This is a genomic window from Pseudomonas sp. B1-22 (assembly GCF_050474425.1).
GTDB lineage: Bacteria > Pseudomonadota > Gammaproteobacteria > Pseudomonadales > Pseudomonadaceae > Pseudomonas.
In genome coordinates, this window is record NZ_JBCHVH010000005.1 from 380379 (window position 1) to 397410 (window position 17032).

At 67.5% G+C, this 17032-nt stretch carries 16 protein-coding genes; 7 read left to right on the forward strand and 9 right to left on the reverse strand.

From position 1 onward, the window contains the following. Positions 1 to 50: 50 nt before the first annotated feature. The 4 genes from ssuD to ACQ5BL_RS20645 all read right to left on the reverse strand — a co-directional run bounded on the left by ssuD (position 51) and on the right by ACQ5BL_RS20645 (position 4382). Positions 51 to 1196 (reverse strand): FMNH2-dependent alkanesulfonate monooxygenase, encoded by a 1146-nt coding sequence (gene ssuD, locus ACQ5BL_RS20630; RefSeq protein ID WP_243806892.1) that lies wholly within the window; start codon positions 1194 to 1196, stop codon positions 51 to 53. Between the two features lie 10 nt (positions 1197 to 1206). Then, positions 1207 to 1764, reverse strand: coding sequence for an FMN reductase (gene msuE, locus ACQ5BL_RS20635; RefSeq protein ID WP_243806893.1), 558 nt, complete (start codon positions 1762 to 1764; stop codon positions 1207 to 1209). Between the two features lie 188 nt (positions 1765 to 1952). Beyond that, complete coding sequence (locus tag ACQ5BL_RS20640) at positions 1953 to 3083, reverse strand: saccharopine dehydrogenase family protein (RefSeq protein ID WP_243806894.1); 1131 nt, start codon at positions 3081 to 3083, stop codon at positions 1953 to 1955. Positions 3084 to 3254: 171 nt separating this feature from the next. Next, positions 3255 to 4382 (reverse strand): ATP-NAD kinase family protein, encoded by a 1128-nt coding sequence (locus tag ACQ5BL_RS20645; RefSeq protein WP_243806895.1) that lies wholly within the window; start codon positions 4380 to 4382, stop codon positions 3255 to 3257. Positions 4383 to 4620: 238 nt separating this feature from the next. Between ACQ5BL_RS20645 and ACQ5BL_RS20650 the strand changes: the two genes are divergently transcribed. After that, positions 4621 to 4794: a PA1571 family protein gene (locus ACQ5BL_RS20650; protein WP_243806896.1), complete on the forward strand. Its 174-nt coding sequence runs from the start codon at positions 4621 to 4623 to the stop codon at positions 4792 to 4794. Positions 4795 to 4816: 22 nt separating this feature from the next. Here ACQ5BL_RS20650 and pdxB read toward each other — a convergent pair whose 3' ends face one another. Continuing rightward, positions 4817 to 5965, reverse strand: a complete 1149-nt coding sequence (pdxB, locus tag ACQ5BL_RS20655) for a 4-phosphoerythronate dehydrogenase PdxB (protein ID WP_243806897.1) — start codon at positions 5963 to 5965, stop codon at positions 4817 to 4819. A 146-nt stretch (positions 5966 to 6111) separates the two neighbouring features. Here pdxB and ACQ5BL_RS20660 point away from each other — a divergent pair, with 146 nt between their 5' ends. Beyond that, on the forward strand, positions 6112 to 7515 hold the full coding sequence (locus ACQ5BL_RS20660; RefSeq protein ID WP_243806898.1) for an MATE family efflux transporter: 1404 nt from the start codon (positions 6112 to 6114) through the stop codon (positions 7513 to 7515). A gap of 81 nt (positions 7516 to 7596) precedes the next feature. Here ACQ5BL_RS20660 and rhtA read toward each other — a convergent pair whose 3' ends face one another. After that, on the reverse strand, positions 7597 to 8475 hold the full coding sequence (rhtA, locus tag ACQ5BL_RS20665; RefSeq protein WP_430293229.1) for a threonine/homoserine exporter RhtA: 879 nt from the start codon (positions 8473 to 8475) through the stop codon (positions 7597 to 7599). A gap of 52 nt (positions 8476 to 8527) precedes the next feature. Here rhtA and ACQ5BL_RS20670 point away from each other — a divergent pair, with 52 nt between their 5' ends. Then, positions 8528 to 9130, forward strand: coding sequence for a helix-turn-helix domain-containing protein (locus tag ACQ5BL_RS20670; RefSeq protein WP_207885594.1), 603 nt, complete (start codon positions 8528 to 8530; stop codon positions 9128 to 9130). A gap of 596 nt (positions 9131 to 9726) precedes the next feature. On the opposite strand, the gene phnX is transcribed toward ACQ5BL_RS20670, so the two are convergent. Beyond that, positions 9727 to 10554 (reverse strand): phosphonoacetaldehyde hydrolase, encoded by an 828-nt coding sequence (gene phnX, locus ACQ5BL_RS20675; RefSeq protein ID WP_243806899.1) that lies wholly within the window; start codon positions 10552 to 10554, stop codon positions 9727 to 9729. 30 nt (positions 10555 to 10584) lie between these two features. Continuing rightward, positions 10585 to 11700 carry a 2-aminoethylphosphonate--pyruvate transaminase gene (locus ACQ5BL_RS20680; RefSeq protein ID WP_243806900.1) on the reverse strand — a complete coding sequence of 372 codons (1116 nt, stop codon included), beginning with the start codon at positions 11698 to 11700 and terminating at the stop codon, positions 10585 to 10587. A 148-nt stretch (positions 11701 to 11848) separates the two neighbouring features. On the opposite strand from ACQ5BL_RS20680, the gene ACQ5BL_RS20685 reads away from it, so the two are divergent. Further along, complete coding sequence (locus tag ACQ5BL_RS20685; RefSeq protein ID WP_243806901.1) at positions 11849 to 12709, forward strand: LysR substrate-binding domain-containing protein; 861 nt, start codon at positions 11849 to 11851, stop codon at positions 12707 to 12709. Positions 12710 to 12784: 75 nt separating this feature from the next. On the opposite strand, the gene ACQ5BL_RS20690 is transcribed toward ACQ5BL_RS20685, so the two are convergent. Further along, positions 12785 to 13663, reverse strand: a complete 879-nt coding sequence (locus ACQ5BL_RS20690) for a LysR substrate-binding domain-containing protein (RefSeq protein ID WP_207885598.1) — start codon at positions 13661 to 13663, stop codon at positions 12785 to 12787. 322 nt (positions 13664 to 13985) lie between these two features. Here ACQ5BL_RS20690 and ACQ5BL_RS20695 point away from each other — a divergent pair, with 322 nt between their 5' ends. The 3 genes from ACQ5BL_RS20695 (at position 13986) to ACQ5BL_RS20705 (ending at position 16992) form a co-directional block, all read left to right on the forward strand. After that, entirely contained in the window at positions 13986 to 15350 is a 1365-nt protein-coding gene (locus ACQ5BL_RS20695; protein ID WP_243806902.1) for an MFS transporter, read from the forward strand. 182 nt (positions 15351 to 15532) lie between these two features. After that, positions 15533 to 16054 carry an RNA polymerase sigma factor gene (locus ACQ5BL_RS20700; protein ID WP_243806903.1) on the forward strand — a complete coding sequence of 174 codons (522 nt, stop codon included), beginning with the start codon at positions 15533 to 15535 and terminating at the stop codon, positions 16052 to 16054. Beyond that, positions 16051 to 16992 (forward strand): FecR family protein, encoded by a 942-nt coding sequence (locus ACQ5BL_RS20705; protein ID WP_243806904.1) that lies wholly within the window; start codon positions 16051 to 16053, stop codon positions 16990 to 16992. The genes ACQ5BL_RS20700 and ACQ5BL_RS20705 overlap by 4 nt, the downstream gene beginning before the upstream one ends. Positions 16993 to 17032: the final 40 nt, after the last annotated feature.

The following is a 17032-nucleotide window of genomic DNA, read 5'->3' on the forward strand; positions in this document are numbered from 1 at the left end:
TAATCGCTTTCTGGGTCCCCCGCGTTCGCGGGGGCCCAATGAACAGCGCCTCAGCTCGCAGCCCGCGCCGGCAGTACATCGTTGGCGATCATTTCGCCGAACGGCCCGGTGAGGTTGGTCACGCCGCGCCCGGCCAGGCTCGCATAGGGCTCGGGCAGCAGCGGGAAGACCAGTTCGGCGAAGCGATAGGCTTCTTCCAAATGCGGGTAGCCGGAGAAGATGAAGCTGTCGATGCCGAGGTCGGCGTACTCCTTGATGCGCTCGGCGACCTGCTGCGGGTCGCCCACCAGCGCGGTGCCGGCGCCGCCGCGCACCAGGCCGACGCCGGCCCAGAGGTTGGGGTAGATCTCCAGCTGGTCACGGCGCCCGCCGTGCAGCGCGGCCATGCGCCGCTGACCTTCGGAGTCGAAGCGGGCGAAGGATTTCTGCGCGTTGGCGATGGTCTCGTCGGAGATGTTGGCGATCAGCTTGTCGGCGGCCTTCCAGGCTTCCTCGGCGGTCTCGCGGACGATCACGTGCAGACGGATGCCGAACTTCACGCTGCGGCCTTGTTTGGCCGCCCTCTCGCGCACGTCGGCAATCTTCTGCGCGACGGCCTGCGGCGGCTCGCCCCAGGTCAGGTAGACGTCCACCTGCTCGGCGGCCAGGTCATGGGCCTCGGCGGAGGAGCCGCCGAAGTACAGCGGCGGGTACGGCTTCTGGATCGGCGGATAGAGCGCCTTGGCGTTCTCCACCTGCAGGTGCTTGCCGGCGAAGTCCACGGATTCGCCCTGCAGCACGCGGCGCCAGATGCGCAGGAATTCGTCGGTGACTTCGTAGCGCTCAGCGTGGCTGAGGTGGATGCCGTCGCCACGGTTTTCATCCGGGTCGCCGCCGGTGACCACGTTGATCAGCAGCCGGCCGCCGGACAGGCGGTCCAGGGTCGCGGCCATGCGCGCGGAAACGGTCGGCGAGATGATCCCCGGACGGATCGCCACCAGGTAGCGCAGGCGTTCGGTGAGCGGCGCCAGAGCCGAGGCGACCACCCAGGAATCCTCGCAGGAGCGGCCGGTGGGGATCAGCACGCCGTAGTAGCCGAGGGAATCGGCGGCCTGGGCGATCTGTTTCAGATACGGCAGCGACACCGGGCGTGCGCCCTCGCTGGTGCCGAGGAAGTGGCCGTCGCCGTGGGTGGGCAGGAACCAGAATACGTTCATCGATGGCTCCTCAGGCGGTCTTGCGCAGTTGCGGGCGGGCGAACAGCGGCGCGGCGCGCTCGGCGGCCAGCTGGATGCGGGCGCGCAGGGTGTCGCTGGTGATCTGGTAGTTGGCGAAGTCTCCTTCGCTGGCATACACGCCAATGGGCAGCGTGATGGCCTGGAAGAAGCTGAACAACGGGCGCAGCTGGTGGTCGAGGACCAGCGCGTGGCGCTCGCTGCCGCCGGTGGCGGCGAGCAGCACCGGGGTGTCGATCAGGGCGTTCATGTCCACCAGGTCGAACAGGTGCTTGAGCAGGCCCGGATAGGAGCCGCGGTAGACCGGCGAGGCCACCACCAGCAGGTCGGCGGTTTCGATCTCGCGCAGGGTCTGTTCCAGCTCGGCGGAGAGTTCCTGGCGCGACAGCGCGGCGCCCAGCGGGCGGGCGATGTCGGCCAGCTCGATCACTTGGGCTTGCACCGGAAGCTGCTCGCCGAGGGCGTCGAGCACGGCATTGGTGAGCACCAGGGTGCGCGAGGGACGATAGGTGCCGCCGGAGACGGCGACCACTTTGATGGGGCTGGTCATGGGTTTTCCCTGTTGACTGTTGCGCTAGATACAGAGGCCTTGAGCAAGGGCCGTACCAACCCCTGCAAGGGGCCGTATCAACAGGAAAATGTGCGATTTCAGGGCAGTTCGGCGAGGTTTCGCCGGGCCCTCATGTCATCCAGGCAACAGTGCTGCTGATCGACTGCTGCCTGAGCAACACTTGCGCCTCAATGAGCGCCCAGCTCACGCAGGCCATGGGAGATGCTCAGGCCCTCCAGTTCGGCCACGTACTCGTCGGTGCTCAGCAACCCGACGCAGGGCATCGCGCCGCGCTGGCGCAACTGCCCGGCAGCCAGCTTGCGCGCCAGCGCCACCGCCGCCATGCAGGGGATGTTCGGGCCGTGGTCCTGCTGCCCCAGCATTTCCCAGCACAGCGCCAGGGGCCTGCCGTCGCCACCCACGCCCTGCAGCTTGACGAACATGCCGCTGCGCCCGTCGCCCAGTGGCTGCATCGCCACCGCCAGCCGGTGCAGGCTGTTGCTCAACGCGGCGGCATTCCTCAGCACTCGCGCGCGCACCAGCCAGGACAGGCCCCAGGTACCGAACTGGGTAAGGCTCAGGCCCAGCCCGGCGGAGAAGCGCACCTCCTGCACGCCGGGGTAGCGCTGCGGGAAAAGCTCCAGGTCCGGCACATCGCAATGCGCCAGCCAGCGGCGCCCCAACGGCCTGGGGAAGCGATGGCGACTCAGGCCCTGCCAGCCATGCACGTTCTGCCAGCGGCCCTGGCGCCACTGGCGTAGCGGCTTGCCGCAGTAGCCCAGCACCGCCGACACCGTGGCCTGGCCGGGAATCTTCGCCGACGAGCTGATGCCATGGTGAATGCTGTCCAGGCGCTGGAAGCGCGGGCGCAACTCGTCGATGACGGCGGCGGCCAGCGCCGGCACCGAGCTGGCGCCACTGCACACCAGCACGCCGGCGCTGCGAGCGGCGCGGTCGAGTTCGCCGATACCGCAGACGAAGCCGCGCGCGTCGGCCAGGTCGATGTAATGCGCCCGCGCACCGATGGCGGCACGGGCGACACGGTAATCCTGGCCCTGGAACGGGCCGGCGGTGGAAATGACCAGATTGACCTTGAGTTCATTGAGGCGACCGGCGAGCGTCGGCTGGTTCATGTCCAGGCACACCGCCTCCCCGCCGACTTCGCGCGCCAGGGCACTGGCGCGCTTCTGGTCGCGCCCGCCGACCAGCACGCGAATCCCGTCGATCCCGCTCAGGCGGCGAACGATCAGGCTTCCGAAATTGCCGTAGCCGCCCAGTACCAGGACGCGAAACGACGATTCAACAACAGACACGGACATCGATACTCCCTTGCATCCGCCGGCGTCATGCCGGCCTCCCTCATCCCAGCTTGCACCAGGCCGCCTCGGTCAATCATTGCCCTGCACCCTGCCCGCCTCGGCGAGGCGCTGGAGTCTAGATCAAGGAAGTGAGGCTTCACCAGCGTACCGGTGGCTGGCGCGAAAGTGCTCTCAGGCCTCGGGCCCCCAGCCCAGCGGATAGAGCAGCTCTTCCTTGTAACCGGCCCACACCCGCACCGCCGCCGGGAAGCTGGAATCGAGCGCCGCGTCGCCGCTGTCCACCAGCAGCGGCCGGCCTTCGAGGGTGCCGAGCTTGCGCTTGGTGGCGATCACCCGCAGGCGCTCGATGCCGATGGCACGCAGCACGCGCGGGCTGATCTGCTGGTTGCCCCGGCCGAGGATGTGGCCCTGGCCGCCGATGGCGGTGACCAGCAGGAAGGCAGGATGCCCGTCCACCAGTTCGAACAGTTGCGATTCGGTGACGTCGCGGGCAATCACCTCGCCGTTCTCGATCACGTCCACGCCCAGCAGCGTGGTCTCCAGGTGCAGGTCGGCGGCCAGCCCGTGCAGGGTCGAGCCCGGCCCGAAGACGTAGCGCACGCCCTCCTCCCAGCTGTCCTCCAGCCAGGCGGCGAGGTCGGCCAGCACCAGCTCCTCGGTCTCCATGCCGGCCTGTTTGACGTGCTGCATGAAGTGCCCTTCCTCGGGCACGGTCAATTCGGCGTACCAGCGCGCGGCCACACGGCCGTCACGCAGGGCGGCTTCGTCGAGGTCGCGCACCTCGCCGTGGGTCAGGCGCACCAGCCCGCCCTCGACCAGCCGCAACGCCAGCGCACCGGCGGCGCGCGGGCTGATGGCGTAGACCCCGGAGTGGATCTTCACCCCGGCGGGAATCCCCAGCACCGGCTGGCCCTCGCGCGCCACTTCGGCAACATCGCGCGCGGTGCCGTCGCCGCCGGCGAAAAGGATCAGCGCAACGCCGGCATCCTGCAGGGCCTGCACTGCATGACGGGTATCCGCCGCGCTGCTCTGCCCCCGCTCCAAGGCACCGACCAGCCGATGGGAAAAGCCCATGTCCGCCAGCAGATCGGCGCCCATCGGCCCGGGAAAGGTGAGGAACTCCAGGCGCTCGCGCACCGGCAGCAGTTGCTCCAGGGCCACCCGCGTGCGCTCCGCCGCGCGGGGCTGCGCGCCGCGCGCCAGGGCCAGTTCGGCAACGCCGTCGCTGCCCTTGAGCGCGGTCGGTCCGCCGATACCGGCCAGCGGATTGATGATCAGGCCTACGCGAAAGCCGTCCATACTCACCTCGAAGGGATTCCAGATCGAACGGCCGGTGCAACGCCGGGTCGACCTTCACTATAACGACATGCAGTAGACCGGGGCCTCGTGGTTGGCACGCAACCTGCCAATCCTGCGAGCGCACAGTCGTCTGCCGCTGTTGGTGACGATTCTCCGCCGCCGTCCGCGACGGCCTTTGTCACCGAGGTTTCATGTGATCTGCCTAGACTGCATTCAACCGTTGTAGAGGAGATTGGCCATGAGCTTGCAACATCATCAGCCCCCCGCCCCCCGCCCGGCCCCCCGTGATCCGCAGCAGCCGGTGGGCGGCTCTATCATCGACGCCCAGGGCCGCGAGATTCCGATCACCGAAGACATGATCCAGCGCGCCTGCCGCGAGCTGGACAAGAGCAGCGAGCCGCCGCGCCGATGAGTGCGCGGGCGCCCCTGCCCTATTATTCCCCGACCCGATTGGCGCCCAGCGCCGTCAGCAGGCTTTCCAGGCGCGGCGCCTCGCCCTGGATGTCCACCCACAGCCCGGTGATTTCCCGCCGCGGCGGGTAGTGCTTGCGCAGGGCATCAAACGCCTTGCGCCGCGTTGCCGTATCTCCCACCAGGCTGCGCCGGAACGCCGCGTCATCGCTGCGCGGGTCGTACACCGCGCGGCACAGCATGGCCAGCGCCCAGTCCGGGTCGCACTCTTCCTTCAGGCTCAGTTCGGCCAGCCATTGCGCCGGCAGCAGATCGTCCAGGCTCACCTCCGGCGCGCGTCCGAGCCAGGCGCAGAAGGCGTCGTAGATCTGCGCCGTGCCGCGCAGCTTGCCGTCCAGGCTGTAGCCGGCGATGTGCGGGGTGGCGATGCGGCAGCGCTGGGCCAGTTGCACGTTCACTTCCGGCTCGCCTTCCCAGACGTCCAGCGCCACGTCGATATCCGCGCCGGATTCCAGGTGGATGCGCAGCGCCGTGTTGTCCACCACGCCGCCACGGCTGGCGTTGAGCAGCCAGGTGCCAAGGCGCAGCGCCTTGAGGCGCTGTGCGTCGATCAGGTGGCGCGTCGGGTACTCGCCATCGCGGGTCAGCGGCGTGTGCAGGCTGATCACGTCGCACTCGCGCAGCACTTCGTCCAGGCTGCGGAAGTCACCGCCCTCGGCGGCGGCACGCGGCGGGTCGCAGACGCGCACGTCCCACCCCAGCCCACGCAGCACATCCACCAGGCGACCGCCGACCTGGCCGGCACCGATCACGCCATAGCGACGCTCGGAAAGCCTGGCGCCGTGCACTTCGGCCAGCGCCAGCAGGCTGCCCAGCACCCAGTCCACCACGCCACGGGCGTTGCAGCCCGGCGCGCTGGACCAGGCGATGCCGGCCTCGGCGAAGTAGTCGAGGTCCAGGTGATCGGTGCCGATGGTGCAGGTGCCGACGAACTTCACCTGGCTGCCTTCGAGCAGTTCGCGGCTGACGTCGGTCACCGAACGCACCAGCAGCACCTCGGCATCGCCCAGGGCGGCGCGGTCGATGCCGCGTCCGGGCAGGCGACGGATTTCACCGTGACCGCCGAAGAAGGCTTCGACCAGGGGAATGTTTTCATCGGCAAGGATACGCATGGACTGACTCCAGAAATCGGCACCGGCTACTTTACCAGCGCGCCCGCGCGCGGTCCCGCAACTTGCACCAATGCTTTCCTGACCAGACTGACAAGTCGTAAACTGGCCGGCTTCCCTCCGCTTCCTGCTGCCAGAAAAGGATCGCCGTGACCAGCATCGCCCAGCCCGTCTCCCGTGGACGGCGCGTCCTCGTCGAGTTCAAGGAACTGCTCAGCCTCGCCACGCCGATCATGATCGCCCAGGTGGCGACCACCGCCATGGGCTTCGTCGATGCGGTGATGGCCGGCAGCGTGGGGCCGCGTGACCTCGCGGCGGTGGCGCTGGGCAACTCGATCTGGATTCCGATCTTCCTGCTGATGACCGGCACCCTGCTCGCCACCACCGCCAAGGTGGCCCAGCGCTACGGCGCTGGCGACCAGCCCGGCACCGGCCCGCTGGTGCGCCAGGCGCTATGGCTGGCGCTGCTGGTCGGCCCGCTGGCGGCGGCGGTCCTGTGGTTCCTCTCCGAGCCGGTGCTGCGGGCGATGAAGGTCGAGGAAGCGCTGATCGAACCCAGCCGCTTCTACCTGCGCGGCATCGCCTGCGGCCTGCCGGCGGTGGCGCTGTACCACGTGCTGCGCTGCTACAGCGACGGCCTGGGGCGCACCCGGCCGAGCATGGTGCTGGGCATCTGCGGGCTGATGCTGAACATCCCGGTGAATTACGTGCTGATCTACGGTCACCTCGGCTTCCCGGCGCTCGGCGGCCCCGGCTGCGGCTGGGCCACCGCCTCGGTGATGTGGTTCATGCTGCTGGGCATGCTGTTCTGGGTGAACTGGGCGAAGGTCTACAAGCCGAGCCAGCTGTTCGCCCACTGGGAGTTGCCCAAGCCCGAGGTGATCGGTGGTCTGGTGGGGGTGGGCCTGCCGATTGGCATCGCGATCTTCGCCGAGTCGAGCATCTTCTCGGTGATCGCCCTGCTGATCGGCGAGCTGGGCGAGAAGGTGGTGGCGGGCCACCAGGTGGCGCTGAACTTCAGCGCGCTGGTGTTCATGATCCCCTACTCGCTGGCCATGGCCGTCACGGTACGCGTGGGCCAGGCGCTGGGCGCCGGCACACCGCGCGATGCGCGCTTCGTCGCCGGCGTCGGCATAGGCGCGGCGCTCGCCTACGCGTTCATTTCCGCCAGCGGCATGCTGCTGATGCGCGAACACATTGCCGCGCTCTACACCCAGGACCCGGAAGTACTGGCGCTGGCCGCCTCGCTGCTGGTGTTCTCCGCGCTGTTCCAGTTCTCCGACGCCGTGCAGGTCACCGCTGCTGGCGCCCTGCGCGGCTACCAGGACACCCGCGCGACCATGATCATGACCCTGTTCGCCTACTGGGGCATCGGCCTGCCGGTGGGCTACAGCCTGGGCCTGGCCCACTGGCTGCAGGAACCCACCGGGCCGCGCGGCCTGTGGGAAGGCCTGATCGTCGGCCTGACCTGCGCGGCGGTGATGCTGTGCATCCGCCTGGCGCGCAGTGCCAGGCGGCAGATCGTGCTGAACGAGATGCGCACGGCTGCCTGACCCAGCCCGCCCAGGTCCCGGCGATTCCTGCAACAACAAAAAACCGCCCTCGGGCGGTTTTTTCGTTGGGTATTGCAGGATTCAGTCCGTGACCAGCGCCGGCTGCTCCGGTCGGCTGCTCAGCGTGGTGCCCACCGAGGCGAAGATGATCGCGGCGATGGCCAGCCACTGCAGCGAGGTGAGCTGCTCGCCGAGGAACACCAGCCCGGAGATCGCGCCGAACGCCGGTTCGATGCTCATCAGGGTGCCGAAGGTGCGTGCCGGCAGGCGCGTCAGGGCGATCATTTCCAGGGTGTAGGGCAGCGCGCTGGACAGCACCGCAACACCCAGCAGCGCCGGCAGGATGCTGGTATTCAGGAGCGCGGTGCCGGCCTGGGCGAAGCCGATGGGGGCCACGCAGATCGCCGCGATGGTCACGCCCAGCGCCGCGCCCTGGGCGCCGAGGTCGTTGCCCGCGCGCTGGCCGAAGATGATGTACATGCCCCAGCAGACACCCGCCGCCAGCGCCAGCGCAGCACCCTTGGGGTCCACGCCCTGGCCCAGGTCACCCACCGGCAGCAGCAGCCAGAGGCCGAATACCGCCATGGCGATCCACAGGAAGTCGATCGGCTTGCGCGAGAAGTACAGCGCCACCGCCAGCGGGCCGGTGAACTCCAGCGCCACTGCGATCCCCAGCGGCACGGTCTGCAGGGCCATATAGAACATCAGGTTCATGCCGCCCAGGGTCACGCCGTAGGCAATCAGCGGCGTCAGCGCCTTGCCCTTGAGCGAGGTACGCCACGGCCGCAGGATGGCCAGCAGCATGATCGCGGCGAACACCAGGCGCATGGCCGTCACGCCTGCGGCGCCGACCACCGGGAACAGGCTCTTGGCCAGGGAGGCGCCGGACTGGATCGACGCCATGGAAACGATCAGCAGCAGAACGGGCAGGACAGTGGAGATAAAGCGGGAACGAGGCATGATGCGGACCTGAACAGGCGTTGCAACGGTTGGGAATTCTTGATTGACTGTTATGCGCAACATAATGCGCAAAAAGGCCAGAATGAGCAATATATTGCCCAATAATTCCGAACGACCCAGCGTGCTGGTGCACGTCGCCGACAACGTGAAGGCGCATCGCCGTGGCGCCGGCTTGAGCCAGGACGCGCTGGCCAAGGCTTCCGGCGTCAGCCGGCGGATGCTGGTCGGCATCGAGAGCGGCGACACCAACGTCAGCCTCGCCACCCTGGACCGCATCGCCGCCGCCCTGAAGGTCACCTTCGCCGACCTGGTGCGACCGCCATCCACCGGCGGCCTGTCCCGCGTCGATGCAGTGGCCTGGGGCGGCCAGCAGCCCGACAGCCGCGGCACCCTCCTCGCCAGCACCCCCGCTTCGCGCCAGGCCGAGCTCTGGCACTGGACGCTCGCTCCCGGCGACACCTACAACGCCGAACCGGATGCAGAGGGCTGGTACGACATGGCCTATGTGATCGAGGGGCGGCTGACTATCGTGCTCGCCGAAGAAACGGTGGAGGTCGAAGCCGGCGGGTTCCATGTGTTCAAGAGCAACCAGCCGTTTTCCTACCAGAACCATGGGGATGTGCTGTTGCGGTTTGTGCGGAACGTGGTGAACTGAGCGTTTCGCCGCCGCTTTAAGAGCGCCCGATGCCCGCGACCGCATCTATGCCGGGACATCGCGGACGGAGTCCGCTCCTACGCAGGCGCATGACGTCAGTGTTCACACAGGGCACCGAGTCATTCGCGGTGGATTTCGCGGACAAGGTCCGCTCCTACGAAATCCCACCACGCCCTTTGCTCTGGCTTTGGCTCTTGATGGCTTCCAGAAAAACCTCCGCGCACTCCGAACGCCCCTTCAGGAGGCCGAGTGGAATCGAAGTTTCAGGGGTTGAGCGGCATGGATGCCGCGAGAGCGTCGTCGGGCCAGGGATGGCCCGTCGACGCGGGCCCCTGAAACTTCGATGGAGCGAGGGAAACGGAGCGCAGCGCAGTAACAGCCGCAGGCTGGCCCGAAGGGTGAGCGAAGCGAATCACCCCCGGCGAAGCCGGGGCCGGATGATGGGGCAAGACCTTTTGGTTCCTTTTGGGTCGTTTGCCAAAAGGGACTCGCCCGAGGGGGCGAAACAGGAAGTCCCCGCGCACTCCGCAGCGGCGCATATACACCCATGAAAAAGGCCCGCGTTCAATGCGGGCCTTCGTCATTCACACCAGGCATCAGCTGCCCTGCGGCATCTCCCCCCGCGCCAGTCGGGCATTGATATCGACGATCACCCCCGGCAGATCGGCAATGGTGTCGATCAGGTAGTGCGGCCGCGAACCCTCGAATATCTGGCCGATACGGCGACGCTCCTGCGCAAGCTTCTCCTCCGGCAGCGCTTTGTACTGCTCATAAGTCAGCCCCAGGGCATTGCCCGAGCAGGTCAGCGCCACGGTCCACATGCCGGCGCTGCGACCCTCGAGGATGCCCGGCCAGGTATCGTCGACCTTCACGCAGGCCGCCACGTCGTTGATGCCGAGGGCGATCACGTTGGCCAGCGCCTGGGCCGGGTGCGGACGGCCGTTGGGCACTTCGTCGGTGGCGACCACATGGTCGGCGACGTAGCCGTTGGTCTTCGCCAGGGCGACGACCTTCTCCATGACGACAGCCGGGTAGCCCGAGCAGGAACCGACCTTCAGCCCCTGCTTGCGTACCGCAGCGATGGCATCGAGAGCACCGGGAATCAGTGCCGAATGCTCGGCGATCTTCTCGATCTGCAGCGGCATGAAGCGCTCATAGATGGCGGTGACATCATCGTCGGTCGGGACGCGGCCGAACTTGGCCTTGTAGCGCTCGGCGATAGCCGGGATGTCGCAGAGGGTGCGGATGTGGTCCCACTTGCCCATGCCCATCGGCCCGCGGGCTTCTTCCAGGCTGACCTGGACGCCGAATTCGGCGAAGGCCTCGACGAATATCTGGGTCGGCGCGAAGGAGCCGAAATCGACCACGGTGCCGGCCCAATCGAGGATGACGGCTTGCAGTTGCTTGGGTTGTTCGTAGTTCATCAGATTCAATCCTGTGGCAATCGGCCGGGGTCAGATTTCGAAGACTTCCATCTCTTTCAGGGTCTCGGCGATGGCCGCGACCGCTGCACGCATGCCACTGCCATCGACCTGGCCGATGCAGCCCACGCGGAAGGTTTCCACCTGGGTCAGCTTGCCCGGATAGAGGATGTAGCCCTTCTCGCGCACCCGGCCGTAGAACTCGGTGAAGCTGTAGCGCGGGTCACGCGGGGCGTGGAAGGTGACGATGATCGGCGCCTGGATTTCCGCCGGGAGGAAGCTGCGGAAGCCGAGCTTGCCCATCTCCGCCAGCAGAGTCTGGCAGTTGTTTGCGTAACGCTGATGACGCGCCGCGAGACCGCCCTCTTCCTCGTACTGGCTCAGCGCTTCGTGCAGCGCGGCGACCACGTGGGTCGGCGGGGTGAAGCGCCACTGGCCGGTCTTGGCCATGTAGGCCTGCTGGTCCTGCAGGTCCATGGACAGCGAATGGCAGTTGCCGGCGCTGGCGTTGAGTGCGGAGGTACGGGCGAAGACGAAGCCCATGCCCGGCACACCTTCCAGGCACTTGCCGGAGGCGGCGATCAGCGCGTCGAAGGGGACGTTGCGGGCGTCGATATCCAGCGCGCCGAAGGAGCTCATGGCGTCGATGATCAGGCGCTTGCCGTGGGACTCGATGACCTTGGCGATGTCCTGCAGCGGGTTGAGGATGCCGGTGCTGGTCTCGCAATGGATCAGCGCGACGTGGGTGACGGCCGGGTCCGCGCTGAGCAGGCGGTCGACGTCGGCGGCGGTGGTCGGCACGTCTTCCTCGGTTTCGAAGGTGCTGAACTCGCGGCCGATCACCTGGCAGATCTTCGCCAGGCGCTTGCCATAGGCGCCGTTGATCAGCACCAGCACCTTGCCGTCGCGCGGTACCAGGGTGCCGACGGCGGCTTCCACGGAGAAGGTGCCGCTGCCCTGCAGGGGCACGCAGGTGTGGGTCGCCTCGCCGTGGATGATCGCCAGCAGGCGCTTGCAGACATCGGCGGTCAGGGCGTTGAAGTCGCTGTCCCAGGAGCCCCAGTCGACCATCATGGCGCGACGGGTGCGGGGGGACGTGGTCAGCGGACCGGGAGTCAGCAGGATGGGGGCTCGCTCGGCAGTGCTCATGCTCGATTCCTCTTTCGTGGGAACGTCGTCAGGGCGGAATTCGGTTGGGCCCGGCGTCATTGCCGTGGCCTGGGCATAACTTGCCGGGCGGCCTGATATCGTTCAAATTGTTTATCACGATGCACCGCATAAGCCGGACATATACCTCATGAACCTCTTCCAGCTCAGAGCCTTCGACGCCGTCGCCCGCGAACGCAGCTTCACCCGCGCCGCCGAGCGCCTGTTCATCAGCCAGCCCGCCGTCACCGGGCACGTCAAAGCCCTGGAGGAGCACTACCAGGTCAACCTGTTCCGCCGCACCGCACGGGGCGTGGAGCTGACCGAAGACGGTATGCGCCTGTCGGCCATCAGCCGCACCCTGTTCGCCCTGGAAGAGGAAGCCGAGGCCATGCTCGACGCCAGCCGCGAGCTGGTGACCGGGCGTATCGAAGTGGCCGCCGATGGGCCGCACCTGGTGATGCCGATGCTCGCCCGGTTGCGCGCGCGCTACCCCGGCATCACCGTCAACCTGCGCCTGGGCAATGCACAGGAAACCCTCGCCGCGCTGCTCGACGAACACGTCGATATCGCCGTGCTGACCGAAATCGAGCCGCGCCAGGGATTATTCCTGCGCGAGCTGGTGCAGTCGCGCATCTGCGCCCTGGTCCCGGCCAGCCATGCCTGGAGCGAGCACGACGGCGAGCTGCCGCTGGCCGAGCTGGACCAGCAGATCATGGTGCTGCGCGAACCCGACTCCATCACCCGCCGTACCTTCGACGCGGCCTGCTCGGCCCAGATGGTCGAACCCCGCGTGCTGCTGGAGCTGGACAGCCGCGAGGCGGTGACCGAGGCGGTGGCGGCGGAACTGGGAATCGGCATCGTGTCGTCGCTGGAAATCAGCCCGGACCCACGGGTGAAGGCGATCCCGCTCGGCGGCGACGGGCTGCTGAACCGGCATGCCATCGGCTGCCTGGAACGGCGCCGGGGGTTGCGGGTGGTGAGTGCGTTTCTGGAGTTGGCGGAGGGTTGATGACCAAAGCCCGGGCCGACTGTAGGAGCGCGCCATGCGCGCGATCGCGGGCATGGCCCGCTCCTACAACGCCCCCTAGTCCGCCGGCAACTCTTCCTTCACCAGATCGAGAAAGGTCGCCACGATCCGTCGCGTGCTCTGCTCGCGCAGGCACACCAGGGTCTCGCTCATCCGCCACTGGCAATCGAGGATCGGCAGCGCATGCACGCGAGCATCCGCGCCCAGCTCGGCGGCGGACACCACGCCCACGCCGATCCCCACCGCCACCGCCTCCAGCGACGCCTCGCGACCCTCAACCTCAATGGCCGGGCGAATGCGCAGGCCGGCGCGGGCCATCTCCTCCTCCAGCATCTGTCGGGTGACCGAGCCCTGTTCGCGTAGCACCAGCGGCATGTCGTCGAGGTCGGCCAGCTCGATGGACTCGCGCCCGGCCCAGGGGTGACCGAGCCCGACGAAGGCGACGATGGGGTCGCTGCGCAGGGTGAAGGTCAGCAGGCGATCATCCTGCACCTCCCGCCCCAGCAGGGCGAGATCGGCGTGGTAGTCGAACAGCCGCTGCAGCGACTCATCGGTGTTGCCGGTTTCCAGTTTCACCCGGATGCCCGGATGGCGCTGGCAGAAGCGCGCGATCTGCGGCAGCACGTGCACCGGCGCGTCCACCGCCAGGGTAAGGCTGCCGGTCTGCAAGGCGCTGGACTCCTGCAGCAGCTCCTGCGCCTCGGCCTCGATGACGAACAGCCGCTGGGTCACCGCCAGCAGGCGCTCGCCCAGCTCGGTCAGGCGCACCGAGCGCTTGTTGCGGTGGAACAGCAGCACGCCGTAGCGCTCTTCCAGTTTGCGCACCTGGTCGGAAACCGCCGGCTGGGTCAGGAACAGGCGCTCGGCCGCGCGGGTGAAACTGCCGTGTACGGCGACGGCGTGGAACGCCTTGAGCTGGGCGTGGGAAACGGACATAGGCAAGCCTCTGGCGCGGGGATCTGACCACCATCAAGAGCATCGAACGCAATGCGACCGAGGGGTCACTGGCGCGGAACACTACCGTCATGGCCCCTGGTCATACAAGCCCAGCTTATTTTTGAAATCTGATAAATCGATTTCAGTTATTTATTCGAAATTGTTTCCATCCCTCCACCGCCGCTACCCGCGACGGTACCCGGATAGCCTCAGCGCTTCTGACCCGCACCGCGAAGACGGTGCGACGTGCTTACAAAACAAGAACAAGACAGGCGTTACCCCACTGACTGCCGGCACAGCACAACAACAACGAGGTCAGACCATGCTCAACCCCCAAGGCACCGCTTCGCCGCGTTCGCCGCTCGCATCGATGAAACGCTGGCGCTGGCAGATCTTCGCCATCACCTGGCTGGCCTACGCGGCCTTCTACTTCACCCGCAAGGCTTTTTCGGTGGCCAAGCTCGGCATCGCCGAAGACCCCTCTTTCCATCTCGACAAGATCGCGATGGCCAACCTCGACGCCATCTACCTCGCCGCCTATGCGGTGGGCCAGTTCACCTGGGGCGTCTTCGCCGACCGCTTCGGCCCACGGGTGGTGGTGCTCGGCGGCCTGCTGATCTCCGCGGCAGCCGCCCTGGTGATGGGCAGCTACGCGACTTTCCCGATCTTCGCCACCTGCATGGTGGTACAGGGTCTGGCGCAGTCCACCGGCTGGTCCGGGCTGTGCAAGAACGTCGGCAGCTTCTTCGCCACCCATGAACGCGGCCGCGTACTCGGCCTGTGGAGCACCTGCTACGCCTTCGGCGGGCTGGTCGCCTCGCCGTTCGCCGGCTGGTGGGCCTATGAGGTATTCGGCACCTGGCACGCCGCCTTCTATTCCAGCGCCGTGGTGGTCGGTGGCGTGGCGCTGCTGTTCCTGCTGCTGCAGCGCAACCGTCCCCAGGACGTCGGCCTGCCGCCGGTGGAGCCGGATGTGCAGCAACCCGAGGCGGTTCGCTACGCCGGTTTCAAGCCGGAGGGGCAGAACAGCAGCTCGCTGCGCATCCTCGGCAAGGTGCTGCGCAACCGCACGGTGCTGACCCTGGGCCTGGCCTACTTCCTGCTCAAGCCGGCGCGTTACGCCATCCTGCTGTGGGGCCCGGTGATCGTCTACGAACGCATGCCGGCGCTGGGCAAGGTCGGCGCGGCGATCCTGCCGTCGGCCTTCGAGGTCGCCGGGCTGCTCGGCCCGATCCTGATCGGCTACGCCTCGGACCGCCTGTTCGGCGCCCGCCGCATGCCGGCCTGCGTGCTCAGCCTGATCGGCCTCACCGTCTGCCTGGCGCTGTTCGTCCCGTCGATGCAGACCGGCAGCAGCCTGATGGTGCTCGGCCTGCTGTTCATGATGGGCCTGACCCTGTACGGACCGGACTCGATGATCAGCGGCGCCGCCGCCGTGGACTTCGGCACCGGCGAAGCGGCCGGCACCGCGGCGGGCTTCGTCAACGGCTGCGGCTCGGTGGGTGCGATCCTCGGTGGCCTGCTGCCGGGCTACTTCGATACCTACACCGTGTTCATCGGCTTCACCGTCGCCGCGCTGGTCGCCGCCGGCGTGCTGATCCCGCACTGGAACAGCCGCCCGGAAAATGTCCGCCAGAACGAAACGCACCCGGAGCCGCAACTGACCCCGCGCCCCGTGCGTTCCTGAGAAATTCCTCTGCTTCCCCCTCACAAGCCGGCTGAGGGGACGGGCGAGGCCGCGTAACGCGTGCCTCGTCCTCTTTTTCCCGAACCCGCCGCATGGCACCGGAACCGGATGGGTCTTGCGGCACTCGCCACCAGCAAATAATAATTATTATCATTTACATATTATTCCTGCTGGACGCCCCTGTGAGCACTTCCAACCTCGACGCGGTCTTCCTGGCCCAGCGCCTGCCCCTGCTGCGCACGCTGGTGCGGATGGTGAACAACCCGAGCATCGCCGAAGACCTGGTACAGGAAACCTACCTGCGCGTCGCCCACACCCTGCTGGAGCGCCGCATCGACCACCTCGAACCCTTCCTCTTCCAGACCGGCCGCAACCTGGCACTGGACCACCTGCGCCACCTGCGCATGCAGTCGCGCACCCTGCTCGAAGACATTCCCGCCGATGTGCTGCAAGCCGTGCCGGCGCCCGGCTCCAGCGCCGAGGACCAGTTGCACGCGGAGCAGCTGCTGGAACGCCTGGGCGCAACCCTCGGCCAGCTCAGCGAGCGCCAGCAGCGCATCTTCATCCTCAGCCGCCTGCATGGCTGCGGCTACGCGGAGATCGCCGAGCAGCTCGGCGTCTCGCCCAGCACGGTGCAGAAGGAGCTGAAGCTGATCATGGCGATCTGCATCGGCCTGGTCAGCCGCCTGGAGGCGACGGTATGACGGACTCCCCCACGCCTGTCGACCCGCAGATGGCCGAAGCCCTGGACTGGCTGATGCTCGAAGACGACATGGACGCCGCGACGCGCCGGCGCTTCGACGCCTGGCTCGCCGCCAGCGAAGGCAACGCGCGGGCCTACCGCCGGGCGCGCGATGCCTGGCAGTCGCCGCTGCTGACCACTGCGGCGGCACGCCTGGAGCAGCGAGTCGCAGCGCCTGCCCGTCGACGGTCACGCTGGAAACCGCTGGCGACCGCCGCGATGCTGGTCCTGGCGGTTGGAGCCGCATGGCAGGACGACCTGCTGCTGCGCCTGCGCGCCGACCACCTGACCGCCGTGGGCGAACGGCAGAACCTCGACCTGGCGGATGGCTCGCGGATCCTGCTCAATACCGACACCGCCCTCTCCAGCCATATCGACGAACAACAACGCATCGCCCGCCTGTACCGCGGAGAGGCGTACTTCGACGTCGCCCATGACCGCAGCCGCCCCTTCGAGGTGGAAGCCGGGCCAGTGCAGGTGACGGTGCGCGGCACCGCCTTCGCCGTGAAATACCTGGGGAACGAGGCGGAAGTCAGCGTGCAGCGCGGCGAAGTGGACCTGCGCACGCCGCTGGACAATGCCCGCATCAGCCTCACCGCCGGCGACAGCATCCGCGTCGGCCCGCAGGGCTTTGGCGAGCGCCAGCACAGCGTCGAGGATCAGGCGCAACTGGCCTGGGTCAAGGGCCGCCTGGTGTTCGAGAACTGCCCGCTCAGCCAGGTGCTGGCCGAGCTGCGGCGTTACTACCCCGGCTGGATCGTGAACACCAACGAGCGCCTGGACAACGTCAGCGTCACCGGCAACTGGCGCCTGGACGACCCGCTGGGCGTGGCGCGCTCGCTGGCGCGGATCGCCTCCGCGCAGCTGCACGAATACCCGAAGCTGCTGGTTCTCAACTGACCGCCCTCCTGAACGGAAAGTATTTTTACGCGATCGCACC

Bases quoted from the DNA above. Each gene is read 5' to 3' on its own strand.
- ACQ5BL_RS20695 (WP_243806902.1), top strand. From the start codon at position 13,986: ATGCTCAACCCCCAAGGCACCGCTTCGCCGCGTTCGCCGCTCGCATCG.
- rhtA (WP_430293229.1), bottom strand. From the start codon at position 8,475: ATGCCTCGTTCCCGCTTTATCTCCACTGTCCTGCCCGTTCTGCTGCTG.
- msuE (WP_243806893.1), bottom strand. From the start codon at position 1,764: ATGACCAGCCCCATCAAAGTGGTCGCCGTCTCCGGCGGCACCTATCGT.
- ACQ5BL_RS20690 (WP_207885598.1), bottom strand. From the start codon at position 13,663: ATGTCCGTTTCCCACGCCCAGCTCAAGGCGTTCCACGCCGTCGCCGTA.
- ACQ5BL_RS20640 (WP_243806894.1), bottom strand. From the start codon at position 3,083: ATGTCCGTGTCTGTTGTTGAATCGTCGTTTCGCGTCCTGGTACTGGGC.
- ssuD (WP_243806892.1), bottom strand. From the start codon at position 1,196: ATGAACGTATTCTGGTTCCTGCCCACCCACGGCGACGGCCACTTCCTC.
- ACQ5BL_RS20680 (WP_243806900.1), bottom strand. From the start codon at position 11,700: ATGAGCACTGCCGAGCGAGCCCCCATCCTGCTGACTCCCGGTCCGCTG.
- phnX (WP_243806899.1), bottom strand. From the start codon at position 10,554: ATGAACTACGAACAACCCAAGCAACTGCAAGCCGTCATCCTCGATTGG.
- ACQ5BL_RS20645 (WP_243806895.1), bottom strand. From the start codon at position 4,382: ATGGACGGCTTTCGCGTAGGCCTGATCATCAATCCGCTGGCCGGTATC.
- ACQ5BL_RS20705 (WP_243806904.1), top strand. From the start codon at position 16,051: ATGACGGACTCCCCCACGCCTGTCGACCCGCAGATGGCCGAAGCCCTG.
- ACQ5BL_RS20670 (WP_207885594.1), top strand. From the start codon at position 8,528: ATGCGCAACATAATGCGCAAAAAGGCCAGAATGAGCAATATATTGCCC.
- ACQ5BL_RS20685 (WP_243806901.1), top strand. From the start codon at position 11,849: ATGAACCTCTTCCAGCTCAGAGCCTTCGACGCCGTCGCCCGCGAACGC.
- pdxB (WP_243806897.1), bottom strand. From the start codon at position 5,965: ATGCGTATCCTTGCCGATGAAAACATTCCCCTGGTCGAAGCCTTCTTC.
- ACQ5BL_RS20650 (WP_243806896.1), top strand. From the start codon at position 4,621: ATGAGCTTGCAACATCATCAGCCCCCCGCCCCCCGCCCGGCCCCCCGT.